We start from the raw sequence: 25,487 nt of genomic DNA, 5'->3' as shown, positions 1-25,487 counted from the left end.
CCCCGGCCGCCGATGCTGACCCAAGCGCTCCTGGTTGACGACAGTCGCTCTGTCCTCAACTTCCTGAAACGTCACATCGAGGCTGAAGGTCTGGTCGAGGCCACCACCTTCCTTGATCCCGTGGAAGCGCTGACTTGCGCGCGGGAACGCGCCTTCGATCTCGTGCTGGTCGACTACGAGATGCCGCATATGGACGGCATCAGCTTCATCCGCACCTTCCGCAGGCTTGCCGGCTGCGCCGACATTCCGATCGCGATGATCACTTCGCGACAGACCGATGACGTCAAGATGGAAGCGCTGCAGGCCGGTGCAACCGATTTCCTGCCCAAGCAGCCGCAGAGCGTCGAGATGACGGTGCGGCTGCGGAATTTGATTCAGCTTGGTGCAGCCGTGCGCAAGCTCAACGATCGTGCCGCACATCTGGCCAGCGAAGTCGCAGCAGCAACACGAAAGCTCGGCGAACGCGAGGAGGAGATCATTCTGCGGCTCGCGCTTGCGGTCGAATATCGCGACAACGACACCGGCGAGCACACGCTGCGGGTCGCCCGGTACAGCCGCATCATCGCCGAGCAGCTCGGCCTGCCGGCCCGGCTCTGCCGCGACATTTATCTGGCCGCGCCCCTGCACGACGTCGGCAAGGTCGCCATTCCCGACAAAATCCTACTCAAGCCCGGCAAGCTGACCGACCAGGAGATGGCGGTGATCCGGACCCATGCCACGATCGGCGAGAGGATTTTGGCGGACTCAAGCTGCGAGCTGATCCAGCTCGGTGCGCAAATTGCCGCAGGCCATCATGAGCGCTGGGACGGCGCGGGCTATCCCAGCGGTCTCAAGGCGGACGAGATTCCAATGGCCGCACGCGTGGTCGCGGTCGCTGACGTCTTCGACGCGCTGACGACACGACGACCATACAAAGAGCCGATGCCGATCGAGATGGCGCGCAACTATTTGGTCGAGAACAAGGGTCGGCAATTCGATCCGGCCTGCGTCGAGGCCTTTTTGTCGCGCTGGGACGAGGTCCTCGATATCGCCGCCGGGGGGCAGGCGACGCCATTCCCCAAAGCCGAGGCTCCTCTCGCTCCAATCATAAAGTGTCCGGTCAAGGGCCGTTCGCCCGAATTTGCCGCGACCACCTGACGGCTGGACACCCCCTTTGTCGCCGATGGCGGGTTTGAACCACTTCCTGCTAGAGTGCACCAATCATCAAAGAGTGATTCTGGTCACACTTGCCTGGGCGCTCCGATGCTAAAAGTCGCACCGGGACGGGGACCAGCAAAGTATCGGTCGAATTGAATGAGCATACCCATGAGAAGCCTGATCGGCGTCGTTGTCGGCGCGTTCTGTGTTGCGGCCCCCGCCTTTGCGGAGACGCCGGCCGCGATCGTCGAGGATGTCCAAGGCAAGGTCGACGGCGTCGAATTCATGGACTATGTCGCGCCCGGCAAGATCATCAAGCTCGGGCCCAAAGCGAGCATTACGCTCAGCTACCTCAAATCCTGCCTGCGCGAGACGATCAGCGAGGGCGTCGTGTTGGTCGGCGCCGAGCAAAGCACCGTGCAGCTCGGCGACGTGCAGCGCGCCAAGGTGCCCTGTGACACCAAGGCGGCGCAGCTCTCCGAGCGCGAGGCGAACCAGAGTGCCGCGACCACGTTCCGGACCATGCGGTCCGATGCCAAGGCCACTCCGTCCAAGCTGCCGACGATCTACGGTGTCGCCCCGCTGGTCCAGGCCAAGAGCGGGAGCACGCTGGTGATCGAGCGCACCGACGGCAAGGAACCCACGATCAGCGTACCGCTCAAGAACGACATCATGATCCGCGGCAAGTTTTATGATTTCGCCAAGGCCGGGAAATCGCTGACCCCCGGCGGCAGCTATCTCGCAAGCCTCGGCGCCAAGCGTTACACCTTCCTGGTCGACGCCAGTGCCACCTCGTCACCGACTCCGATCATCGGCCGCCTGCTGCGGCTCGAATAGGCAGCCTAGCGACGAGGCGATGCGGCGGATCGGGGGACGGGACATCGTTGCAGCTATCCTGATTGCGCTCCTCGCGGGCGCAATTTTCGCGTCTCCGCCGCTCCAGACGCTGCAAGGCCTCTCGCTCGACATCCTCACGGCACTGCGCGGCAAGCTCATTGGCGACCGCCGCGATCCCGCCAATTCGCCGGTCGTCGTCGTGGCCATCGACGGCGAGACCTACGACACGCCGCCCTTCAAGGGATCGCCGACGCAGACCTGGACGCGCGAGATCGGCCGGGTGCTCGGGAGCATCACCGAGGGCGGCGCCAAGGTGATCGGCTTCGACGTCATCTTTCCGAGCTCGATCGAGCAGTCGGAGATTCCTTTTGGCGACACGTCGGTCGGCAGTCGCATGAAGGGCTTCGACCGGGATTACCTGATCGCGCTGCGGCAGATCTCCGACGGCGGCAAACTGGTGCTCGGCGATATTCTGAGCAACGACCATCCGGAGGTCCCCTATCGCGCCCAGCAAGTCGCGGTGCGCAACAGCATTCGCGCGCTCAACGTGCATACCGACGCCGATGACGTGATCCGGCGGATGCCGCTGAGCTTCTCAATCGAGGGCAAACCGGTGCCCGCAATGGCGGTCGAGCTCGCGGCGCGTGCGCTTGGCGGAAAGCCCGAGATTGCGCCGTCCGGCGCGACCGAATTGTCCGGCTATGCAATCCCGAGCGCGCTTCCGAATACCATGACGCTCAACTTTCGAGGGCTGGGACGCGACGTCCCGACCTTCTCCTTCGCCGACCTGCGGGCCTGCGTCGAGAAGGGCGACCGCGATTTCTTCCGCCGCGCCTTCGACGGCAAGGTCGTTCTGCTCGGCACGGTCCTGAATTTCGAGGATCGCAAGCTCACATCAATGCGCCTGTCCGGCGGGCATGACGGCACGCCGGCGGCACGATGTGCCCTGCCCGCGCCGGAGCGCGCCACGCAACGCGCCCGCAGCGACATCGCCGGCGTGTTCGTGCACGCCACCGCGGTCCGAAACTTGATCGAGCGCGATGCCGTGACCGAGCTTGGCTTCCCCGCGCGGACCATTCTCACGATCGCGTTCGCACTCGTCATCGCCTGCGCGGCCTGCATGCTCGCGCCGAGCGGAGCGCTGATCGCATGGTTCGCTCTCACTGCCATTTACGCTGCCGCGGCCGTCAGCGCGTTCGTTCATGCCTTGGCGCTGCCGCTGACGGAGCCGGCACTCGCCGGCCTTGCCGCGCTCGCGATCATGACCGGCTACCGCTTCATGCTGGCCGATCGCGACGAGCGCTTCCTGCGCAAGAGCTTCGCCTTCTACCTCGCGCCGGAGGTCATCGAGACCATGGTCGCCTCAGGCAAGATGCCGGTGCTCGGCGGCGAGATGCGCAACGTCACCATGTTCTTTTCCGACCTCAGCGGTTTCTCGTCCATTGCCGAGACCATGACACCGGGCGAGCTGGTGACGCTGATGAACGAATATTTGTCCGCCATGACCGACATCATCGAAAGTCATGGCGGTTACGTCGACAAATATATCGGCGATTCAATCGTCGCCATGTTCGGCGCGCCGGCCGACGATCCCGCACACGCACGAAACGCGGTTCGCGCCGCGTTGAAGTGCCATACGAGGCTTGCGGAGCTCAATGCCGGCAATCCCGCCTTCGCCGGGCACGGCCTGTCGCATCGCATCGGTCTCAACAGCGGCGAAGCCGTGGTCGGCAATATCGGCTCGCGGCGCCGCTTCAATTATACCGTGATGAGCGACACCGTGAACGTCGCCTCCCGGCTCGAGGGCGCCAACAAATATTACGGCACCGCGATCATGGCTTCCGAAACCACGATGATGCAGGCCGGCGATAGTTTCACCTGGCGCGAGCTCGACGCGATCAGGGTGCAGGGCCGTGGCGAGGCCATCAAGGTGTTTGAGCCATTGGCGGACAAGGGCGCGGAGAGCGCCGACCAAGCCAAGGTGGCCGCCGCATATGCGGAGGGGCTCGCCTGCTGGCGCGCGCGGGATTTTGCGAAGGCGTCCGATGCGTTCGGGCGTGTCGCAGAGATTGATCCGGCATCGGCGCGGTTCGCCGCACGCGCGCGAGCGCTCATTGCAGATCCACCACCGTCCGATTGGACACCCGTCCACACGCTGGAAGGAAAGTAGTGGCCACTTTACGCTAAAATGGCAGTCCCACGTAGTTCTCCGCGAGCAGGCGCTGCGCCGTCTCGGACGAGAGCAGATAGTCCAGCTCCGTCTGCTGCAGCCGATCCTCATATGCGAGCCGGTCGGGAAAGCGGTGCAGGAGCATCGTCATCCACCAGGAGAAGCGCTGCGCCTTCCATATCCGCGCGAGCGCCTTGGCGGAATAGCCTGCGAGGCCGGAATCATCGCCGCTCTGATAATGCGCGAGCAAGGCGTGATAGAGATAATAGATGTCGGACGCGGCGCTGTTCAGCCCGCGCGCGCCTGTCGGCGGCACGATGTGAGCGGCATCGCCGGCGAGGAACAACCGGCCATAGCTCATCGGCTCGGCGACGAAGCTGCGCAGAGGCGCGATGCTCTTCTCGATCGACGGCCCCGTGATCAGGTTGCCGGCGACCTCGTCCGGAAGGCGGCGCTTCAGCTCGGCCCAGAACGCATCGTCGCTCCAATCCTCGACGTTGTCGGTCAGCGGCACCTGGACGTAGTAGCGGCTGAGCACCTGCGAGCGCAGCGAACAGAGCGCAAAGCCGCGCTCGTGCTTCACATAGATCAGCTCCGGCGACACCGGTTTCGTGCGCGACAGCACGCCCAGCCAGCCGAACGGATAGACCTTTTCATATTCGCGCAGCACGTCCTTCGGGATCGATTTGCGGCTGACGCCGTGGAAACCGTCGGCGCCGACCACGTAGTCGCAATCGACGCGGATGGTCTCGCCGTTCGATCGATAGGTCACGTAGGGCCGGTCCGACGTCAGGTCATGCGGCGTCACGTCCTGCGCGTCGTGGACGACCTTTCCGCCGAGACGATCGCGCGCCTCATAGAGGTCGCGCGTCAGCTCGGTCTGACCATAGACCAGCACCGAATTGCCGCCGGAATGCTTGTGCAGGTCGATCTTGGAGAGCACGCCGTCATGCGCGATCTCGAAACCGGTATGGATTTCGCCCTCGCGGTCCATCCGCTCGCCGCACTGCGCCTCGCGCATCAATTTGGCGAAGCCATGCTCGAGCACGCCGGCGCGGATGCGGGCGAGCACATGGTCGCGGCTGTATTTCTCCAGCACGATTGTGTCGATACCCTTCAGGTGCAGCAGCTGGGACAACAGCAGCCCGGACGGCCCGCCGCCGATGATACAGACCTGAACTTTCATTTTTGCGTCCTCCCGCCGGCATTTTTTTGCAGATTTGACGCCGTAGACCGATGGAGGGTTTCGCCATTGTCTTGTACTATTCGAACATGAAACGCACAGCCACGGCGATCCGCGTCTACAATCTGTTCGGCGAGTCCGGCGATCTGCCCGACGTCGTGCATTGTGAGACCATTGCGTCCCGCTCGGTGCTGCACGACTGGACCCTGGCCGTGCACCGCCATGCCCGGCTGCACCAGGTGCTGCTGATCGAGCGCGGCGGCGGCGAGGCGACGCTCGACGGGCGGGTGGTGCCCTTGAAGCCGATGCAGATCGTCAATGTGCCCGTCGGCCATGTCCACGGCTTCCGCTTCGTGCCCGATACGCAAGGATGGGTGCTGACCATCGCCGCGGAGATTCTGGATGAGGCGCTGCTCGCCGCCGAGGGCCTGCGCGGTGCGCTGTCGCGCTCGGCCGTGGTGCGCGGCACACCGCAGATCCGCACCATCATGAAGCAGATCTTCGCCGAACACGCCGCGCGCGATTTCGGCCGCGCGCATGTGCTGCGCGCGTTGTCGTCCGCCATGATCGGGCTGGTGGCACGCGCGCTCACGAGCGAGAACGGCGGCAACGGCGCGGTCGAGTCGAGCCTGTTCCGCCGCTTCGAGGCGCTCCTGGAACAGCATCATCTGGAACGCTGGAGCGTCGCGGACTATGCCGAGGCGCTGGCGGTGACACCGACGCATCTCAACCGGATCACACGGGCGGCGACCGGTGACACCGCCTCGCACCTCATCCTCAACCGGCTGATCCGCGAGGCGCGGCGCAACCTCGTCTACACCAATTTGCCGGTCTCGACGATCGCCTACACGCTCGGCTTCGAGGACCCCGCCTATTTCAGCCGGGTCTATGCCGCAGCCACGGGAATATCGCCGCGCGCGTTCCGCGCGCAGCTCCATGGCGACGAAGGCTGATGCATCGGACGAAAGACCAAGGGCGCCTATGGTCGAAGCCACACCGCCAACGGCGTTGGGCTATCGTCACCACTTACCTTCGTATAGTGGGTCCCATCCTTTGGATGGAGCCCCTTTACCTCCGTACAATTGAGCAGGGAGTGCGCACGCCTTAACGTGGCTGCATTCGGCGCCTTGGCGCTGGTGGCATGGAACCTCCCTAACCTTGGCGCAAGGCGGCCATCCCTGTCCGGTCGTCTGCGCCGCTTTTTTCAGCAAGCGGCACCTTCCGTGCTTTCCGGCGGACACACCGCGCCATTTCGGCTGGACCGTCCGACTTTCGTGCGGAACTGGGGATTTCCATAATGTCTTCGATTGAGAAGATCGCGCTCTTTATCGATGGCTCCAATCTCTACGCCACCTCCAAGGCGCTCGGTTTCGACATCGATTACAGGCGCCTGCTCGGCGAATTCCAGAGCCGAGGTACGCTGTTGCGGGCCTTCTACTACACGACCATCATCGAGGATCAGGAGTACTCGTCAATCCGTCCCTTGATCGACTGGCTCGACTATAATGGATACACCGTCGTCACCAAGCTCACCAAAGAGTTCGTCGACGCCACCACCGGCCGCCGCAAAGTGAAGGGCCGCATGGATGTCGACCTCGCCGTAAGGGCGATGGAGCTCGCCGAGCACGTCGATCAGATCGTGTTGTTCTCGGGCGATGGCGATTTTCGTTCGCTGGTGGAATCCCTGCAGCGCCGCGGTGTCCGCGTGACGGTCGTCTCCACACTCTCTACGCAGCCACCCATGATCGCCGACGACCTGCGCCGGCAGGCGGACGTCTTCATCGATTTGGCAGAACTGAAACAAAAAGTGGGGCGCGACCCGGGTGAACGACCGGGATCGCGCGAGATGCGTCAGACATCGCAATTCCTCGCACGCGGAGCGATCAGTCGCGGCGACCCGGTGGAGTGATCCCGGGACGGCCACCGGCCCCTCACACGTCGAAAAACACCGTCTCCTCCGGCCCCTGCAAATTGATCGTAAAGGAATACACGACCTTGCCGGCACGCTCGCCGCGCTTTGCGATCAGGGTCGAGCGCCGGGCCGGCTGTTCGATCAGGTTGAGCACGGGGTCGGCGGCGTTGGCGGCCTCTTCATCCGAGAAATAGAGTCGCGTGTTGAGGCCGATGTTGATGCCGCGCGCGACGATCCAGACATTGACGTGCGGCGCGCATGTCCGGCCCGCTCTGTCGGTGATCGCGCCCGGCTTGATGGTCTCGAAGCTCACGAGCCCGCTCTCGAAGTCGGAGCCGGCGCGGCCCCAGCCGCGAAACTCCTGCTCCAGCGCGCCGGCCGAGCGATCGGCCGGATGGTTGTAGCGGCCGCTCGCATTGGCCTGCCAGACTTCCAGCAACACGTCGCGCAGCGGCGCGCCGGTGCCGTCGAGCACCTTGCCCTCCAGCGTGAGGCGTTCACCTTCGGTGTTCGGCGTCACCAGCACGTTGGAAAAGTTCTTCTCGAAGATGTCGAAACCGGCCATCGCGGGGAGCAGCCCGATATGGACGTAGGGACCGGCGGTCTGCGAGGCAGTTTCCTTGAGATAGTCGAGCGGCTGCGGCATGGACTTAGTTCCCCGCGGTGCGATTTTCAAAGTAGGTGGAGCGCTGGCCGCGCAGCACGATATCGAAGCGGTAGGCGAGCGAGTCGAACGGCGTCGAGCCGTTGAGGTCGAGCGGTGCGACCAAGCGGTCGAGCGCATCCTTGTCCGGGATCGTCGTCAGGATCGGGCAGACCGGGATCAGGGGATCGCCCTCGAAATACATCTGCGTGATCAGCCGTTGCGCAAAGCCCGAACCGAACACCGAGAAATGGATGTGGGCGGGCCGCCAGCTATTGACGTAGTTGCGCCAGGGATAGGGCCCCGGCTTCACGGTGCGAAAATAGTAGTAGCCGGTGTCGTCCGTCAGCGCGCGGCCGCAGCCGCCGAAATTCGGATCGATCGGCGCCAGATACGTGTCCTTCTTGTGCCGGTAGCGGCCACCGGCATTGGCCTGCCAGAACTCGACCAGCGTGTTCGGCACACCGCGGCCGGTCTCGTCCAGCACCCGGCCGTGGACGATGATGCGCTCGCCGACGGGATCGCCGTCCTTGGCGTAGTTGCGGATCAGATCGTTATCGAGCGGGCCGAGATCGTTATGGCCGAACACCGGCCCTGTGATCTCCGAGACCGAGTTCTCCAGCGACAGCAACGCCTGGCGCGGCGAGCGCAGCACCGAGGATTTGTAGCCCGGCGCATGCGCGGGAGGATGGATGGAACGGTCTCGCTGGAAGAAGCCGCCATCGCCGAGCGGAGGCGCAAAAGGCTCGGGACGGTTGAGGCGGGGATCCCGCAAGGCTGACGCCTGGGCATTCATCGTGTCTCTCCCTGGAGCGTCCCGGGTCCGGACGCGCGGCTTATCGGGAGATCATGGCGCGGTCTATTCCCCGGATAAATAGATCGATTATAATGTATTGCATGAAAGAAATCGATCATTTGGCCCTCGACGGCCACGCGCTCGAACTGTTCCTCGCTGTGCTGGAGGAGGGATCGGTCACCGCGGCGGCAACGCGGCTCGGTCTGACGCAATCGGCGGTCAGTCACGGGCTGAACAAGCTGCGGCGGATCGCAGGCGATCCGCTGTTCGCGAAATCCGGCCGCGGCATCGTCGCCACCGCGCATGCGCAGGCCCTCGCCGCGAAGGCACGGGCGCTGATCGACGAGATGCGGAGCTTTGCCGGCGGCGTCACGTTCGAGCCGGCTCGCGCGCAGCTTTCGCTGACAATCGCCGCCAATGACTTCCAGCGCGATCTGCTGCTGCCGCGATTCTTCGATCACCTCGCCGCGCAAGTGAAGGGCCTGAACCTGCGCGTGATCCCTTCGCAGTCGCCCTCGCCCGCGATGCTGCGCGAAAACCGCTGCGATCTCCTGGTCACGCCGCTGCCGCCATCCGGTGTCGATATCGTGCAGAAGCGCCTCTTGAGCGATCATTACGTCTGTTACTTCGATCCCAAGACGCGCACCGCGCCGACCGGCCGCGGTGCCTATCTCGCGGCGCGACACATTACTGTGGTCTACACCGACAATGAGCGGCTCGACTTCGACCGCCGGCTGGCGGCGAACGGTCTTCACCGCGACATTGCGATCTCGGTGCCGAGCTTTTCCGGCGTGCCGTCCTTCCTTCGCGGCTCGCAGATGCTGGCGAGCATGCCGAGCCTGCTGGCGTCCGGGGTCATGCGCGGTTTCGCGCAAACGCGGATTCCGCTAGCGTCCCGCACGCGGATGCTGGCCGAGCTGCCGATGTTCATGGTCTGGCACCAGCGCTATCAGAAAGACCCGGCCCATCGCTGGGTCAGGAGCCAGCTCGAGACGATCGCAGCGACGGCCGCCAAGGCTTGATAGCCGATCCCGTCTTTCGGAAGACCAGCCCTCGCCAAACCCACTGGTTGGGCGCGGGCCGCCACGCTAGAATTCCCCCATGACAGTGACCGACATTGCGAGCCGGACCTACAATCACAGCTGGCGGCTGGATCCCATCATCCGCAGCCTGCTTGATACCGACTTCTACAAGCTATTGATGTTGCAAATGATTCGGGAGTCCTACCCGAAGCAGCAGGTGACCTTCTCGGTCATCAACCGCTCGCGCCACGTCCGGCTCGCCGAGATCATCGATGAGGGCGAGTTGCGCGCCCAGCTCGACCACGCCCGCACCATCCGCTTCACCAAGAAGGAGCTGATCTGGCTTGCCGGTAACACCTTCTACGGCAAGACCCACATGTTCTCGGCGGACTTCATCCGCTGGCTGGCCGAATTCCGCCTTCCCGAGTATGAGCTGCGCAAGGTCGAGGGCCAGTACGAATTGCATTTCCACGGGCCCTGGACCCACACCACGATGTGGGAGATTCCGGCGCTCGCAATCCTCAACGAGCTGCGCTCCCGTGCGGCGATCAAGGGCCGCGGCCGCTTCGAGCTCGACGTGCTCTATGCGCGCGCCAAGGCCAAGCTCTGGACCAAGGTGGAACGGCTGCGCGAGTTGGAGAACCTGCGCCTGTCCGACTTCGGCACCCGCCGCCGTCACGGCTTCCTCTGGCAGCGCTGGTGCGTGGAGGCGGTGAAGGAAGGCCTGGGCTCGTCCTTCATCGGCACCTCCAATGTGCTGCTCGCGATGGACAACGATCTCGAGGCCATCGGCACCAATGCGCATGAGCTGCCGATGGTCGCGGCCGCGCTCGCCAAGGACGACGAGGAGTTGCGCTGGGCGCCTTATCGCATTCTCGACCAGTGGCGCCAGACCTATGGCGGCAACCTCCTGATCGCACTGCCCGACGCCTTCGGCACCAAGGCCTTCCTGCGCGATGCGCCGGAATGGGTCGCCGACTGGACCGGCTTCCGGCCCGACAGCGCGCCGCCGATTCAGGCCGGCGAGGAGATCGTCGCCTGGTGGGAGAAGAAGGGTCGCAACCCCAGGGACAAGCTACTCGTCTTTTCCGACGCGATGGATGTCGGCTCGATCGAGGAGACCTATCATCACTTCGCCGGCCGGGTGCGGCTCTCCTTCGGCTGGGGCACCAACCTCACCAATGATTTCGTCGGCTGCACGCCGGATGGCTCGTTCAATCTCGATCCGATCTCGCTGGTCTGCAAGGTCTCGTCGGTCGACGGCCGTCCCGCCGTCAAGCTCTCCGACAATCCGGAGAAGGCGACCGGTATGCCCTCGGAGATCGAGCGTTACCTGCGCGTGTTCGGCGACGCCGGCCGCGTGCGCAAGCCGGTGCTGGTCTAGCCGCGCACCCAACTCTCTTCATCAAGTAAACCGCGCACGACAAATGTGAGGCATCGGTTCGCCGATGCCGCACCAGTTCCGATTTGCCGGCATTTGAAGCGATCTACGGCCATTCATTTCACGACGCCTTCATCCTGCGATGCAGTCTTTCGCGCTTTTCAGGTCGAGTTAGGCAACCATCCCCTCTACTTCGCGTTGCAGGCGCAGCGCTTCGCTGGGGTCGTTGCGCGATTTGGGGAACGCAGGGTGTTTCGCAGAACAGCGACGTCGATGAAGGGACACAGCTTCCTTCACGTCATCAAGCTCGTCTCGCCTTTCGTGATGGTCGTCGTGCTCCAGGCGGCGATCGCGGGATTCAGCCTCGAGGTGATGTCGTCGGTTCGCGCCTATGTCGCGGGCGAAGCGATGTGGTCCCGCTCGCAGAAGAATGCCGTCTACTTCCTCAATCTCTATTTGCATTCGGGCGACGCCAGCCAGTTCACGCAATACCAGGCCTCGCTCGCCGTTCCCATCGGCGACGAGTTTGCGCGCTGGGCGATGGAGCGAGATCCGGTCGACGTCGAGGCCGCGCGCATCGGCTTCCTGCAAGGCGGCAATCATCCCGATGACGTTCCTGGATTGATCTGGCTGTTTCGCTACTTCAACCGCGTCAGCTTCCTGCAGGAAGCGATCCGCGAGTGGACCGCTACCGACCCGATGCTGCTGGAGCTGAGCGTGTTCGGCGAGGTCATCCGGTCCGAGTTGGAGAACGGCCCTATCCGAGACACAAATCGCCTGCAATTCCTGTCGACGCGACTCTCCGAGCTCAACACCCAGTTCACGGTGCATGCCAAGCGGTTCTCCACTGTCCTCGGCGAAGGCTCCCGCGCCATCAAGCTGACGCTGACCGGTATCAACATCGTCACCGCCGTCACGCTGATCCTGCTCCTGATCTGGCACACCAGGCGATTGGTGCTGCAACGACAGGCATTCGAAGACGCCCTGCACGCTGAGAAGGAACGCCTGGCCTGGCAGGCATCGCATGACTGGCTGACCGGCCTGTCCAACCGCCGCGCCTTCGAGGCGCGCCTGCAAAGCGAGCTGGACGCTGCCGCGGCGGGTCCGCTGGGGCTTATCCTGCTCGACCTCGACCAGTTCAAGAACGTCAACGACACCTGCGGGCACCTTGCCGGCGACCGCCTGCTCTGCCAGGTCTCGCGCCTCCTGCAACAGGATCGGCGTCCGCGTGACCTCGTGGCCCGGCTCGGCGGCGACGAGTTCGGGCTGATCCTGCCGCAGTGCTCGCCCGCGACTGCAGTCGATATCGCCGAACGGCTGCGGCGATCGCTGGAGCTGCTCAACTTCGCCTGGGATGATCGCTGCTTTGCGGTGACCGCCAGCATCGGCGTCGCCTGCATCGCCGACGGCGACACCACGCTTGAGGACGCGATGCGGCGCGCCGATGCCGCCTGCTATCGCGCCAAGGAAAAGGGACGCAACCGCGTTCAGGTCGACGGCGGGCGACCGGACGTCATCGCCGTTGCAGCCCGGCCACGCGAAGCCGTCGCAGCGCGAGGCTGACAGCCTGCGAGCCGCGTAAACGGCGCGGTTGTGGTACCCTGGCCACAATACTCCCGAAAACGTCGCGTCTTTCGCATTTCGACACTTCGCTTTGCGCGCTGGTCCAAGAAGGCCAAGGCCTCCATCACTAAGCATGGCAACTGCCCAGCGTTGCGGCCGGATTCGTCCGCATCGTCGAAGGAGTTTGCAGTGCCTTGGAATGATTGGATGACCTCGCCGGATATTCGTCGTGCAAAGACGCGCCGGCGGCATGCGCTGCTCCTGAGCACCGCGATCAGCGCTCTTGCTGCAGGTATCGCGCTGCCATGGTTCACAACTCCCGCGGCGGCGGCCTGTGTCGTTACCGGAGGTGGTTCGCAAACGTCACTCCAGTCCGGCGATTCAATCACCTGCACCGGGGCAGGCAATACACAAGTCAAGACGGCGCCTGTGGTCAGCGGTGTGACCGTCAACATCGGCGATGGCACCGCAACTTCCGTGAACGACCCCGCCTTTGCGAGCGTCGTCTTCGAAGCGGCATCCAATGGCGCGATCAATGTTTCCGGCAACGCGTCGATCGCGTCCGCCAACAGCGACGGCATTGCATTGGTCAACGGCAGCAACAACAACGCCATCACGATAGATGCCGGTGCTGTGGTCGGAGCATCGGCCGTTGGCGCGACGGGGCTCGTCCTGTCCAATTCCAGCAATAACATCGTCGTCGTCGGAGGCACGGTTGGAAGCCTCGCTCCCATCACCAATGGGATTGGCATCGGAGCCGGGGCGATGAACAATCAGGTGAACATCCTATCGGGCGGCCTCGTCTTTGCCGGCAGTGGCCCGGCCATCGATCTCAACGGCGCTGCCGGCGGCAACACCATCAACAACGCAGGCACGGTCTCGAGCGTTTCAAATTACGCGATCTTGGGCTCGGCAAGCCAGGACACCATCATCAGCTCGGGCACGATCAGCGGCAACTTCGCCAACAGAGCCGTCGATCTCAAGGACGGCAGCGACGTCTTCGAGCTGCGCGCAGGATCGAACATCACGGGCCGGGTCCTGGGCGGCAACGGAACGGACACGCTGCGCTTAGGTGGAACGGCCAATAGCACGTTCGACCTCGACACATTCGGCGCGGGCTTGCAGTTCCAGGAATTCGAGGCGTTGGAAAAGACGGGAAGCTCAACCTGGACGCTGACCGGCTCGACGCCGGATGCGGGGACCATGAATGTCCAGGCCGGCAACCTCATCGTCAACGGCACAATGCCCAACGTTGCGACGACGGTCAGCGGCGGCACCCTCGGCGGCAACGGCGCCATCGGCGCACTCACCGTGCTGTCGGGCGGCCGGGTTGCGCCCGCCAATCTCGGCGTGCTCACGAGCTATGGCAATGCCACGTTCAACGCCGGCTCGACCTACGCGGTCTCCGTCAACGCGGCCGGCCAATCCGGCAAACTTCTCGCCGTGACCGCGACGTTGAACGGCGGCACCGTCGCGGTCACCACGCTTGCGGGCGCCTATACCCCCTCGACGCAATACACCATCCTCAGCGCAGTGAACGGCCTGACCGGGACCTTCTCCGGCATAACGATCAGCGGATACAATCCGCAGTTCTTCTCCTCCGCCCTCAGCTATGACGGGTTCTCTGTCGTCCTGACACTCAACTACAACACGGCCACCTTCCCCACCGTCGCCCAGACGCAGAACCAGAAGGCCGTGGCCGGCGCGCTGAGCGCATTCGGCACCAACCTGCCTTTCCTGTCCTCGTTCGCAGGCCAGAGCGACGCCCAGCTCCGTTACAGTCTGGACCAGCTTTCGGGGGAAGCCGCGACGGGCGCGCGGCAGGGAGCCTTCCAGTTCACCGGTCAATTCCTCGGCCTGATGCTCGATCCGTTCGTCAATGGACGCGGCGGCGTGAGCAACGGCACAGGCGATGCCGCATTCAGCTTCAGCCCCGAGCGCGCAGCGTTGCCGGACGATATCGCCCTCGCCTACAACAAGGTGCTGGGTGCGCCGGCCGCGAAGGCGCCGGCCTTTGCGGAGCGCTGGACGGCCTGGGGCGCGGCGTTCGGCGGCACCAATCGCACCAGCGGTGACCCGGTCGTGATCGGCAGTCACGACCTCAGCGCGCGCGCAGGCGGCGTCGCGGCCGGAGCCGACTATCATTTCAGCCGCGACGCGGTCGTCGGCTTTGCGCTCTCCGGCGGCGGCACCAGATGGGACCTCGCGCAGGCGCTCGGCGGCGGCAAGAGCGAGGCGTTACAGGCCGGCGTCTACACCGCGGTCCGCACAGGCCCGGCCTATTTCGCCGCCTCGCTCGCCGTTGCCAATCATTGGATGTCGACAGACCGGTTCGCACCGTTCGGCAACCAGCTCACCGCGAAGTTCGACGCGCAAACCGTCGGCGGCCGCATCGAGGGCGGCTATCGCTTCGCGACGCCGATCGGTGGTTTCACGCCATACGCGGCAGCGCAGACGCAGGCGTTTCGCACGCCGACCTATACCGAGACTGACCGGGCCGGCAGCGGCTTCGGCCTGACCTACCGGGGACGCACGGCCTCCGACACGCGAAGCGAACTTGGCGCGCGTTTCGATCGGGCGACGCTGGTTTCGCCGGATGCGGTCCTGACGTTGCGCGGTCGCGCGGCCTGGGCACATGATTGGGTGAGCGATCCGACGCTCAATGCCGCGTTCCAGGCGCTGCCCGCCGCGAGCTTCATCGTCAATGGCGCGACGCCGGCGAAAGACGCCGCGCTCGCGTCCGCCGGCGCCGAGCTGAAGTTTTCGAACGGAGTTGCCCTGTCGGCCAAGTTCGACGGCGAGTTTGCAGCCCGCAGCACCACTTATTCGGGCACCGCGAGCCTGCGATACGCCTGGTAGCGGCCGCGCCTCATCGAGATGGGCGTGCGCCGACCGGCAAAATGCCGAGGCCGGCGAGATGGGTGTCGACAAATTGCTCGACCTGCTGGCGCAGCATCTGGGGCGGCACGGCCACCATGCGCTCCTCAAGGCCGAGCGAGATGATTCCGTGCACGGCGGAAAACAAGGTGCGCGACAGCAGCGCGATCTTCACGTCATCCGCATCCGGCAATAGCCGCACCAGGGGTGGATGCATCAGCGCGAAGGCATCCATCACCATCTGCAGGATGTCATCGGGATAAGGACGGTCGTCCTCCATCCGATGCTCGAACAGCGAGCGCAGCAGATTGGCGTGCTCGGCGAAGAATTCGAGATAGGTCGCAGCAAGCCCGTAGAGCTGGCGAACGGGATCCTCGGCTGGAACCCCGCCGAGCCGGGACGTGAGCGCCTGAACGGTCTCCCGATTGACGGTCAGGATCACTCCGTCGAAGTCGCCGAACTCGTTATAGACGCTGCCGACTGAACAGCCGGCGGCTTCAGCGACATCACGAACCTTCAATGATTTCAGCCCTTTAGTCGCAATGATGCTGCGGGCGATCTCCAGGATCTGGAACCGGCGCCGATTTTTTTTCTGGTCTCGCAGCGATTCTTCTTGAACATTGTTCATTTTCAAGCTACTCATGTGAACATTGTTCAAATTAACCCGGAGACCTGCAAAATGCAAACCCTCGCTGTTGATATCGCCTTCACCTTCGTCGATGACGCCGCTGCCCTCGTGAACGGCCTTGGCCGGGCCGTTCTCAGGCTCGCGATGACCCCGATCGATCGCATCGCCAATGCCTGCGACATCGCCGGCGTGCTCTCTGAGCGGCGCGCGACCTTCCGGATGTGGCGGGCGAGCCGCGCCCGGGCGCGTTATGAGGGCCGCCGGTTCAGCCTGCTCGGCCGCTTCTCGCCCTTTCGCCACCTCGCCCATCTCACCTGAAGGCGCGCAGCCGGCGCGTTCCGATCGGCTCGAATGCAAGACCCGGTTGCAAGGAAGGAATTACCATCTCCCGACTTTCGCAGCGGATCTCGCGGGGTGTGGCGATGCGGTTCAGCTTTTCCTCATCGCCCCACGCGATATCCGTTAAGCGCGGCCATTCCGCCCAAACCTGGCCGCGACCAGATATTTGCGAACCTAACGAGACCAGTTGGAGACCAAGGATCGGAGGGGATCGAGGGGGACAAGGCAGGCCGGCGACCGTCGCCACCCTGCAATCGTTCGTCCCAACCCCTTCCGGTCGTGACGCTTCAGACAACGTAACGAACCTCAGGCTGCCTTTCCAAAACAGGACTAGTCATGATCAGGGAATTGATGTCGTCACGCCGCTTTGCGCCGCTGTTCTGGGCGCAATTTTTCTCGGCACTCAATGACAACGTGCTCAAGAACGCACTCGTCATCATCCTGCTTTACAGTGCCGCGACCGGCCACGGCGATGCCCTGGTGACGGTGGCCGGCGCCGTCTTCATCTTCCCCTATTTCATCCTGTCCGGGCTCGGCGGCCAGCTCGCCGACAAATACGTCAAATCCGTCGTCGCAAGGCGGCTCAAATTCGCCGAGATCTTCGCCGCCTGCTTTGCCGCCGCCGGCTTCTTCCTGCACTCGGTGCCGCTGCTGTTCGCAGCGCTCGCGCTGTTTGGCATCATCGCCGCCCTGTTCGGCCCGGTGAAATACTCCATGCTGCCGGATCAGCTCGAGCTCGGTGAGCTCGCGACCGGCAACGCGCTGGTCGAAGGCGCGACCTTCATGGCGATCCTGCTCGGCACCGTCGCCGGCGGCCAGTTCGTGGCCGGGTCCGCGCATATGGGCTGGGTCGCATCGGCCGTGGTCGTGCTGGCGCTGTTGTCCTGGGCTTTCGCCGCCCGCATTCCGCAGACGACGCCGTCCGCGCCCGATCTGCCCGTCAACGCCAATCCCTGGACCTCGACGCTCGGTCTCCTCAGGACGTTGCATGCCGACCACCGGCTGTGGGACGGCACCGTCATCGTCTCCTGGTTCTGGCTGGTCGGCGCCATCGTGCTGTCGCTGCTGCCGGCGCTGGTCAAGGAGGTCGTCGGCGGCACCGAGGGCGTGGTGACGCTGTGCCTTGCGATCTTCGCGATCGGCATCGCCATCGGCTCGCTGTTCGCCGCCAGCCTGAGCCACGTTCGTCCGAACCTCGCGCTGGTGCCGATCGGCGCCATCATCATGGGATTCGCCGGCCTCGATCTCGCCTGGGCCATCGGCGTGACCGCCAAGGGGCAGGACATCACCGCGACCGACTTCGCAACTTCGTTCGCAGGCCTGCGCATGTTGGTCGATTTCGTCGCGTTCGCATTCGGCGGCGGCTTGTTCGTTGTGCCGTCCTTTGCGGCTGTTCAGGCCTGGTCGGCGCCATCCGAGCGCGCCCGCATCATTGCCGCCGGCAACGTGCTGCAAGCCGCCTTCATGGTGGTTGGCTCGCTGTTCGTCGCATTGCTGCAGGCGGCTGGCCTCCATATCGGCTGGATCTTCTTCGGCCTCGGCGTCGCCAGCTTCGGCGCGGTGTGGTTCGTGCTGACCAAGTGGGGCAAGGAGGGCGTGCGCGATTTCGGCGGGCTTTTGTTCCGTGCGCTGTTCCGCACCGAGGTGCGCGGGCTCGAAAACCTGCCGCCTGCCGGCACCCGCATGCTGATCGCGCCCAACCATGTCAGCCTGATCGACGGCCCGCTGTTGCACGCCGTGCTGCCGATCGACGCCAGCTTCGCGGTCGATACCGGCATCTCCAAGGCCTGGTGGGCCAAGCCGTTCCTGCGCGTGGTCAAGCACTACACCATGGACCCGAGCAAGCCGCTGGCCGCGCGTGACCTGATCAAGCTGGTCGCCGCCGGCGAACCGGTCGTGATCTTCCCGGAGGGACGCATCACCGTCTCCGGCTCCCTGATGAAGGTCTATGACGGCACCGCGATGATCGCGGACAAGGCTGACGCCGTTGTGGTGCCGGTCCGCATCGAAGGCGCCCAGCGCTCGCATCTCAGCTATCTCAACAGCAGCCAGATCAAGCGCTCGTGGTTTCCGCGAGTGACGGTCACCATCCTGCCGCCGGTCAAGCTGCCGGTCGATCCGGCGCTGAAGGGCAAGGCGCGCCGCAACGCCGCGGGCGCCGCACTGCAGGACGTGATGATCGATGCGATGGTCAAGAACGCAATGCTCGATCACACGCTGTTCGAAGCCCTCGGACACGCCTATCGCGACCGCGACACCGGCAAGGTCATCATCGAGGACGCGCTTGGCACCAAGCTGACCTACCGCAAGCTGATTCTCGGCGCGCAGGTCCTGAGCCGCAAGCTCGAGAGCGGCACCGCCGTCGGCGAAAATGTCGGCGTGCTGCTGCCGAACTCGGCCGGCGTCGCCGTCGTCTTCATGGCGCTGCAGAACATCGGCCGGGTGCCGGCGATGCTCAACTTCTCGGCCGGTCCGGTCAACGTCCTCGCCGCCATGAAGGCTGCGCAGGTCAAGACCGTGCTGACCTCGAAGGCCTTCATCGAGAAAGGCAAGCTCGACAAGCTGATGGCCGCGATCTCCGCAGAGGCGCGTGTCGTCTATCTCGAGGACGTCCGTGCCTCGATCGGTACCGTCGACAAGATCAAGGGTCTGCTCGCCGGCACGACGCCGCGCGTCACCCGCCAGGCCAACGATCCAGCCGTGGTGCTGTTCACCTCGGGTTCGGAAGGCACGCCCAAGGGCGTGGTGCTGTCCCACCGCAACATCCTCGCCAACGCGGCGCAGGCGCTGGCGCGGGTCGACGCCAACGCCAATGACAAGGTGTTCAACGTGCTGCCGGTATTCCACTCCTTCGGGCTGACCGGCGGAATGATGATGCCGCTGCTGGCGGGCATTCCGATCTACATGTACCCCTCGCCGCTGCATTACCGGATCGTGCCCGAGCTGATCTACCAGACCGGGGCGACGGTCCTGTTCGGCACCGATACGTTCCTCACCGGCTACGCCCGCTCGGCGCATGCCTACGACTTCCGCACCCTGCGCCTGGTGATTGCCGGCGCCGAAGCGGTCAAGGATCGCACCCGCCAGGTGTTCATGGAGCGCTACGGCATCCGCATCCTCGAAGGCTATGGCGTCACCGAGACGGCGCCGGTGCTGGCCATGAACACGCCGATGGCGAATCGTCCCGGCACCGTCGGCCGCTTGTCGCCGCTGATGGAAAGCAGGCTCGATCCGGTCCCCGGCATCGAGGAAGGCGGACGCCTCTCGGTGCGTGGGCCGAACGTGATGCTCGGTTACCTCAGGGCCGAAAATCCCGGCGTGCTCGAAGTGCTCGCCGAGGGTTGGCACGACACCGGCGACATCGTGGCGATCGACGCGGCCGGCTTCATCACCATCAAGGGCCGCGCCAAGCGCTTTGCCAAGATCGCAGGCGAAATGGTCTCGCTGTCCGCGGTCGAGAGCATCGCGACGTCGTTGTGGCCGCAGGCCCAATCGGTCGCCGTGTCGATCCCCGACCCGCGCAAGGGCGAGCGCATCGTGCTGCTGACGACAGAGAAGAACGCCGAGCGTAGCGCCATGCAGGGCCAGGCCAAGACGATCGGCGCGTCCGAGCTGACCGTTCCCGCCGCGATCATGGTGGTCGACAAGGTGCCGTTGCTCGGCACCGGCAAGACCGACTATGTCACCGCAACGACGATGGCCCGCGAGCAGGCGTCCCCGCCGGAGCGCGAGGTGGCGTAAGGCTCACGACCGTCGCACTGGCCAACGCCGGTGCGACGGTCCTTGAGCAGGAGATAGCGGACCGGGTTGTCGTCGCACTGACCCGCGCCGCACTCCAGCGCGGTGGACAGGAGATTTGCGGCGACGAGCAACGCGAAAATTGCGAACGCCGCGTTCGACGCCTGCCCGCCCATCGGCGCGTCTCCGTTCCGGCTGCCAGTCACATCCTTCAGGACAAAGACAAGCGCGACATAGCAGACGACTCCGACCGCGGCGACGAGCGCCCAGGTGTAGAAATGCAGCCCGAACAGCGTCGAACCATATCCGGGATCGCCAGGCGCGAGATGCAGCGACACCTGCCGCATGGCAATGAAGCCGGTGACGAGGCTGGCTATGAGGATCATCGCGTAGTGCGACGGACGTTCACCGAGACGCAGGTTGAACAGGAAACCCATGCCGATCGCGATGAATCCGGCTCTTTGCAGCAGGCAAAGCGGGCAAGGCAATTCGCCAAGCGCAAGTTGATAATAGAACGCGACCGCCAGAACCGAGGAGATGCCGAACAGCCCCAGCATGTTCAGGACCGCGCCGACCGACCATTGTCCGCCCATTGTCGTCGTTTCCATGTTCCGCGCGGTCAGAACGAGAATTTCAGCGGATCGGTCGCGTGGTGGAAGAACCATGCGACGGTGACGGTGATTGTCGCGACCCAGAGCGCATAGCCCGCTCCCGCGCGCGAACGCCAGACACAGACGCAGCCTGCGAGCGCCAACAGAAAAGGCAGAAACATGTACATGAGCGCGGGTTCCCCGAGCGATTCGCGCATCGCGCGAACGGGCTCAAGAGATACGTCAGGCGCGCGCACCTCTCAAGAGCGAGCTTCGCTGCGCCGCTCCTGCGCGTAACGCACCAGCGCCGCGAAGCGGTAGATGCCGTGCACGAACTTGCCGTAGGGCATGGTGATGAACAGCGCAAACACCGCGCCGAGATGCAGCGCCAGAGGTCTCGCGCAGGAGCAGAAGGGCCATGCCGGTGAGGCCGGTCAGGAACAGCATGGCGATGAAGCCGACATCCATGCCATGGCGGGTCTCGTCGAGCAACGCGGGATCGCGCCGCATCCTGGCCATGAACAGGCCGATCGGTCCGACGATGAGGCCGATGCCGCCGAGCGTGCCAAGCACCACAGGCAGATCCCACCACGGATACGGCGCCTCGCGGCCGAGCAGATAGTGATAAAGCGTGGCGACCGACGTCGCGGCAAAACAGAGCAGGAAGCCGTAGAAGGTCAGGTGGTGATAAAGTTTGTGCCGGTCGGTCGGCTTGTCGTCTTCATTATAGCAGCCGACCCCGCCGCCATGGAGATAGCGCAGCTCGCCGGCATCGCGGATCGCCTGAAAGATCGAGCCGCCGTCGGCGCGGCCACCGACCGGCGGACCGATGTCGCGCCAGAAGGCCCGCACGCTCATGACGAGGGCGAGGATCGCATACAGGAAGGCGGCACTGAACAGCGCGGCCATCGCGTTGTGCGGCATCAGTCTGTAGAAGGCGCCGGGTCCGGTGTGCACGCCGAACAGCACGCTGCGGTCGTTCAAGGCGGCGAAGCCAAGGATGAAAGCCGCCATGCTGAGCGCGGCGACGACGCTGATGACGAGGCCGTTGCGCGCAAATGTGCCTGATAGCGCCCGCGGCCAGGCATAGGCCGCATAGGACTCGGCGCGCGCAATTGCCAGCGTTTTGGGAACGTTGACGTTGAACTCGTGCGGCGGCGAGAACTGGCAGTCGACATAGCAGGCCCCGCAGGCATGGCAGAGATTGGCGAGATAGTTGAGGTCGCCGTCGGAGAAGGCGCGGCGCATCTCCATCGCCGGAAACACCGCGCACAATCCCTCGCAGTAGCGGCAGGAATTGCAGACCGTCATCAGACGGTCGGCCTCGTCCAAGATTCTAGTTCCGTGCATGTCTCGCCGCTTCCCGTCCCGCGATCCGTCCGAACACGCTGCCGATGGTCATGCCCATGCCGGCCGCATAGCCCTTGCCGAGCACATTGCCGGCCATGATCTCGCCGGCCGCGAACATGTTGGCCGACGGTTTGCCGTCAGCCATCAGCATGCGCGCCTCCTTGGTTACGCGCGTGCCGAGATAGGTGAAGGTGATGCCAGGCCGCACCGGATAGGCGAGATAAGGCGGCGTCTCGATTTTGCGCGCCCAGTGCGTCTTTGGTGGCGTTATGCCCTCGGTCACGCAGTCATCCAGAATTGTGTGATCGAAGGTGCCGGGCCGCACCGCGGCGTTGAATTCGGTGATGGTCTTTTCCAGCGCGGCCGGATCGAGCTCGAGCTTGCCGGCGAGTTCGGCCACAGTCTGTCCGGCGATCGGCGGGAACAGCGTCGGCATGAAGCTCGTGACGACGGTCGAGTCGAAGATGATGTAGGCGATCTGGTCGGGCTGCGCCGCGACCAGCCGGCCCCAAATCGCGTAACGCTTCGGCCAGATGTCCTCGCCTTCGTCGTAGAACCGCTGTGCGTGCTTGTTGACGACGATGCCGAAGACGACGGAGTCGTGCCGCGTGATGATGCCGCCGTCGAATTTCGGCGCGCGGGCGTCGATCGCGACCGCATGGCACTGGGTGGGATCGCCGACCTCCTGCACGCCCTTGTCGAGCAGCATCTTCAGGATCGAGCCGCGGTTATAGGGCGTGCCGCGGATCAGGAAATTGTCGGCGGCCTCGCCCCAATATTGCTTGAGCCATTCGATGTTGGCCTCGAACCCACCGGCCGCCGCGACCAGCGAGGTGGCGCGGATCTCGGTTGCGCCGTTGATCGGCCGCTTCAGGCAGGCAGCGAGGAACATGCCGTCCTCGATCACGAGATCGGTGACCTCCGCTTCATATGCGACCTCTACGCCGAGCCGCTCGGCGGTGAGATAGAGCGCGTTCAGCATTGCGCGGCCGCCGCCGAGGAAGAAGGAATTGGTGCGGCCAAGGCTCAACGTGCCGCCCAGCGATGGCTGCCAGCGCACGCCCTGCTCCACGATCCAGTTCAGGATGTCCTTGGACTCGCGGATCATGTGGCGCGCCAGCACTTCGTCGGTCTGCCCCCCGGTGACGCGCAGCAGATCCTCCCAGAACTCCTCTTCGGTGTAGGGACCGGTCAGGATTTCGGTGGCGGCGTCATGGGCGCAGCGCATGTTGCGGGTGTGCCGAGTATTGCCACCGCGATAGAACGTTGGCGCCCCCTCGAGCACGAGCACCGACGCTCCGCCGCGCCGCGCCGCGATCGCCGCGCATAGCGCCGCGTTGCCGCCACCGATCACCAGCACGTCGTATTTGCTACTCATGCGTATGCCCGATGCAACGAAGCTGGAGACATGCCTGGTGGCGGCACCGGCCAGCCGGGTCCACCATTGCGTACTTTTGTATACAAAGATATACGATGATGACGCAAGCGCGTCTCTGCATGGGCAGGATGCGCCTCGAGGCACAATGGCCAGACGCCCGGCAAAAACAGGTGGAACGATCGCGCGTGCCTCCGGTGTCGCGCTCGGCGAAGCCGTCTTCCGCTCGCTGTGCGAAGCGCTCCAGGCCGGCAGCTACCGCGCCGGCGACCGTCTGCGCGAGGAGGAGGTCGCGCAGCGGCTGAAGGTCAGCCGCACACCGGTTCGCGAAGCGCTGGGGCGCCTTGCAGCGCGCGGTTTCGTCGAGCCCGCCGGCGGCCGCGGGCTGATCGTGCGCAATCTCGACATCTCCGAGGTGCTCGAGCTCTACGCCATGCGCGAGATCATGGAAGGCGCCGCCGCGCGCCTCGCCGCCGAGCACGCCTCGGCACCCGAGATCGACGCGCTCAGGGACATCGAGCAGGCTTTTGTCGAAGCGTCGGAGACCGACGCAGCCGAGATGGCAAGAGAAAGGGCAAGGCTCAACCGCGTGTTTCACGAGGCGATCTGCCGCGCCGCGCGCAATCGCTATCTCGACAACGCCTCCCGCGAATTGCAGGACTGGATCGCCCTGCTCGGTCCGACCACATTCACCGTATCGGGCCGCCCCTCGACCAGCCACGGCGAGCACCAGGCCATCATCGACGCCATCGCCGCACGCAAAGGCGATGAGGCGGAGCAGCTCGCGCGCGCGCATATCCGCGAGGCGCTGCGCTGCCGTCTCAAGCTGTTGCAGAAGCAATAGGCTGGTGGCTCAAGCCTCCAAAATGCGCACCAGCAGCCAATAGCCGCCGAGCAGACTGATGACCGCCGACACCATGTAGACCAGGCTCGCCGCCCTCACCGGGCCGGTCCGGTCGGTCGTGGTCAGCCGGTCCAACAGGCCGAGCGCCGGCAGGGCCAGCGCGACAATCGCGACTTGTCCGATCTCGACGCCGATGTTGAAGGCGGCGAGCGCCGGCACCGCCGCGTTCGGTGGCAGCCCGATCTCGCGGAGCGCACCGGCGAAGCCGAAACCGTGGATCAGCCCGAACAGAAAGGCCATGCGCCAGCGCTTGTCGACATCGCGCGAGAAGAAGTTCTCTACGGCCACGAAGACGATGGAGGCCGCGATCGCAGGCTCCACGATGCTGCCCGGGATCACGAGGACGTCGAGCGCGGCGAGCGACAAGGTGATTGAATGAGCGATGGTGAAGGCTGTCACGATCTTGACGACGGGAATGAGCCGTCTGGCCCACAACACCACGGCAATCAGGAATGCGACGTGATCGTAGCCGAGGAAGATGTGTTCGATGCCGGTGAGGCCATAGCGCTGCATGGTCGACCACAGCGACGGCGGCGCGTTTGAGAGTGTGACCGTAATGTTGCCGGCATCGATCAGGGCCTGCGTCTCCGACCTGCCCTGCGCGATCAGGACGATTTGGCGCGCGGCCGGGTCCTTCTCGGTCAGCACGGTGGAGCGATAGACGATGTCGCCGCCGGCGCCGGCGCAGGCAAAGCTGTTGCGATAGATGATGCCGTCGCCGTCGGCCAGGATCGCTGCATCGCCGGCCAGGCAGGCCCTGGCTCCGCCCGTTACAGCCAGGTGCGTGCGCATATAGGCGAGGATGGCTGCTCCGGCCGCTTCGACCGCCGCGGGATCGACCGCGTCCCGTCTCGAATCGTAGGTCTTCGTACCGATCAGGCGGTCGACATCGCTGCCCTTCATTCCGAGCTCGACGCTCACCGTGCGATCGGGGCTCAGCGCCACGCGCGCCGTGACGAGGTTGACCTGATGCGCCTCAGCCGGAAGACCGATGCCGAGCAGAACCGCAAGCCACAGCAGCCGCGGCCACCTCATGTTTCTC

At 64.6% G+C, this 25,487-nt stretch carries 21 protein-coding genes; 12 read left to right on the top strand and 9 right to left on the bottom strand.

Features of this window, described 5'->3' with window-relative positions:
• The first annotated feature begins 12 nt into the window (after positions 1–12).
• The 3 genes from IVA81_RS31140 to IVA81_RS31130 all read left to right on the top strand — a co-directional run bounded on the left by IVA81_RS31140 (position 13) and on the right by IVA81_RS31130 (position 4,144).
• Positions 13–1,137 carry an HD domain-containing phosphohydrolase gene (locus tag IVA81_RS31140; protein ID WP_247325081.1) on the top strand — a complete coding sequence of 375 codons (1,125 nt, stop codon included), beginning with the start codon at positions 13–15 and terminating at the stop codon, positions 1,135–1,137.
• Positions 1,138–1,305: 168 nt separating this feature from the next.
• The gene (locus tag IVA81_RS31135; RefSeq protein ID WP_247325075.1) at positions 1,306–1,974 is read left to right on the top strand and encodes a hypothetical protein; all 669 of its coding nucleotides are present in this window, start codon (positions 1,306–1,308) and stop codon (positions 1,972–1,974) included.
• Positions 1,975–1,993: 19 nt separating this feature from the next.
• On the top strand, positions 1,994–4,144 hold the full coding sequence (locus IVA81_RS31130) for an adenylate/guanylate cyclase domain-containing protein (protein WP_247325074.1): 2,151 nt from the start codon (positions 1,994–1,996) through the stop codon (positions 4,142–4,144).
• Between the two features lie 13 nt (positions 4,145–4,157).
• Here IVA81_RS31130 and pobA read toward each other — a convergent pair whose 3' ends face one another.
• Positions 4,158–5,330: a 4-hydroxybenzoate 3-monooxygenase gene (pobA, locus tag IVA81_RS31125; RefSeq protein ID WP_247325072.1), complete on the bottom strand. Its 1,173-nt coding sequence runs from the start codon at positions 5,328–5,330 to the stop codon at positions 4,158–4,160.
• 50 nt (positions 5,331–5,380) lie between these two features.
• On the opposite strand from pobA, the gene IVA81_RS31120 reads away from it, so the two are divergent.
• Both IVA81_RS31120 and IVA81_RS31115 read left to right on the top strand, forming a co-directional pair.
• Entirely contained in the window at positions 5,381–6,280 is a 900-nt protein-coding gene (locus IVA81_RS31120; RefSeq protein WP_247325071.1) for a helix-turn-helix domain-containing protein, read from the top strand.
• A gap of 344 nt (positions 6,281–6,624) precedes the next feature.
• On the top strand, positions 6,625–7,236 hold the full coding sequence (locus tag IVA81_RS31115; protein WP_247325068.1) for an NYN domain-containing protein: 612 nt from the start codon (positions 6,625–6,627) through the stop codon (positions 7,234–7,236).
• A gap of 22 nt (positions 7,237–7,258) precedes the next feature.
• Here IVA81_RS31115 and pcaG read toward each other — a convergent pair whose 3' ends face one another.
• Together pcaG and pcaH are read right to left on the bottom strand one after the other, a co-directional pair.
• Positions 7,259–7,885 (bottom strand): protocatechuate 3,4-dioxygenase subunit alpha, encoded by a 627-nt coding sequence (gene pcaG, locus IVA81_RS31110; RefSeq protein WP_247325067.1) that lies wholly within the window; start codon positions 7,883–7,885, stop codon positions 7,259–7,261.
• 4 nt (positions 7,886–7,889) lie between these two features.
• Positions 7,890–8,678 (bottom strand): protocatechuate 3,4-dioxygenase subunit beta, encoded by a 789-nt coding sequence (pcaH, locus tag IVA81_RS31105; RefSeq protein WP_247325061.1) that lies wholly within the window; start codon positions 8,676–8,678, stop codon positions 7,890–7,892.
• 92 nt (positions 8,679–8,770) lie between these two features.
• Between pcaH and IVA81_RS31100 the strand changes: the two genes are divergently transcribed.
• The 4 genes from IVA81_RS31100 to IVA81_RS31085 all read left to right on the top strand — a co-directional run bounded on the left by IVA81_RS31100 (position 8,771) and on the right by IVA81_RS31085 (position 15,503).
• Entirely contained in the window at positions 8,771–9,700 is a 930-nt protein-coding gene (locus IVA81_RS31100; protein WP_247325059.1) for a LysR family transcriptional regulator, read from the top strand.
• Between the two features lie 79 nt (positions 9,701–9,779).
• Complete coding sequence (pncB, locus tag IVA81_RS31095; RefSeq protein ID WP_247325056.1) at positions 9,780–11,084, top strand: nicotinate phosphoribosyltransferase; 1,305 nt, start codon at positions 9,780–9,782, stop codon at positions 11,082–11,084.
• A 246-nt stretch (positions 11,085–11,330) separates the two neighbouring features.
• Positions 11,331–12,644, top strand: coding sequence for a GGDEF domain-containing protein (locus IVA81_RS31090; protein ID WP_247325054.1), 1,314 nt, complete (start codon positions 11,331–11,333; stop codon positions 12,642–12,644).
• A gap of 207 nt (positions 12,645–12,851) precedes the next feature.
• The gene (locus IVA81_RS31085; protein WP_247325052.1) at positions 12,852–15,503 is read left to right on the top strand and encodes an autotransporter domain-containing protein; all 2,652 of its coding nucleotides are present in this window, start codon (positions 12,852–12,854) and stop codon (positions 15,501–15,503) included.
• 10 nt (positions 15,504–15,513) lie between these two features.
• On the opposite strand, the gene IVA81_RS31080 is transcribed toward IVA81_RS31085, so the two are convergent.
• Positions 15,514–16,149, bottom strand: a complete 636-nt coding sequence (locus IVA81_RS31080; RefSeq protein WP_247325257.1) for a TetR/AcrR family transcriptional regulator — start codon at positions 16,147–16,149, stop codon at positions 15,514–15,516.
• 51 nt (positions 16,150–16,200) lie between these two features.
• Between IVA81_RS31080 and IVA81_RS40745 the strand changes: the two genes are divergently transcribed.
• Positions 16,201–16,467 carry a hypothetical protein gene (locus IVA81_RS40745; RefSeq protein WP_346659425.1) on the top strand — a complete coding sequence of 89 codons (267 nt, stop codon included), beginning with the start codon at positions 16,201–16,203 and terminating at the stop codon, positions 16,465–16,467.
• 357 nt (positions 16,468–16,824) lie between these two features.
• Positions 16,825–20,229: an acyl-[ACP]--phospholipid O-acyltransferase gene (locus IVA81_RS31075; RefSeq protein WP_247325050.1), complete on the top strand. Its 3,405-nt coding sequence runs from the start codon at positions 16,825–16,827 to the stop codon at positions 20,227–20,229.
• Here IVA81_RS31075 and IVA81_RS31070 read toward each other — a convergent pair.
• Genes IVA81_RS31070 through tcuA form a run of 4 tightly spaced genes read right to left on the bottom strand, consistent with a single transcriptional unit; the run spans position 20,166 to position 23,544 of the window.
• Entirely contained in the window at positions 20,166–20,834 is a 669-nt protein-coding gene (locus IVA81_RS31070) for a disulfide bond formation protein B (protein ID WP_247325046.1), read from the bottom strand. The two genes, IVA81_RS31075 and IVA81_RS31070, sit on opposite strands and share 64 nt — an antisense overlap.
• Before the next feature lie 11 nt (positions 20,835–20,845).
• A complete protein-coding gene (locus tag IVA81_RS31065) occupies positions 20,846–21,004 on the bottom strand; it encodes a DUF5993 family protein (protein ID WP_247325044.1) in 159 nt (52 codons plus the stop codon).
• Positions 21,005–21,059: 55 nt separating this feature from the next.
• Entirely contained in the window at positions 21,060–22,148 is a 1,089-nt protein-coding gene (gene tcuB, locus IVA81_RS31060; RefSeq protein WP_247325042.1) for a tricarballylate utilization 4Fe-4S protein TcuB, read from the bottom strand.
• 4 nt (positions 22,149–22,152) lie between these two features.
• Positions 22,153–23,544, bottom strand: a complete 1,392-nt coding sequence (tcuA, locus tag IVA81_RS31055; protein WP_247325039.1) for an FAD-dependent tricarballylate dehydrogenase TcuA — start codon at positions 23,542–23,544, stop codon at positions 22,153–22,155.
• Between the two features lie 145 nt (positions 23,545–23,689).
• On the opposite strand from tcuA, the gene IVA81_RS31050 reads away from it, so the two are divergent.
• On the top strand, positions 23,690–24,385 hold the full coding sequence (locus IVA81_RS31050; RefSeq protein WP_247325036.1) for a GntR family transcriptional regulator: 696 nt from the start codon (positions 23,690–23,692) through the stop codon (positions 24,383–24,385).
• Between the two features lie 9 nt (positions 24,386–24,394).
• Here the strand turns inward: IVA81_RS31050 and IVA81_RS31045 are convergent, their stop codons facing one another.
• Positions 24,395–25,480 (bottom strand): HupE/UreJ family protein, encoded by a 1,086-nt coding sequence (locus IVA81_RS31045; RefSeq protein ID WP_247325034.1) that lies wholly within the window; start codon positions 25,478–25,480, stop codon positions 24,395–24,397.
• Positions 25,481–25,487 lie beyond the last annotated feature (7 nt).

It is taken from the genome of Bradyrhizobium sp. 141 (assembly GCF_023074055.1).
Taxonomy (GTDB): Bacteria; Pseudomonadota; Alphaproteobacteria; order Rhizobiales; family Xanthobacteraceae; genus Bradyrhizobium.
Note: the sequence above shows the minus strand (reverse complement) of the source record. Positions and strands in the feature narration are given on the sequence as shown.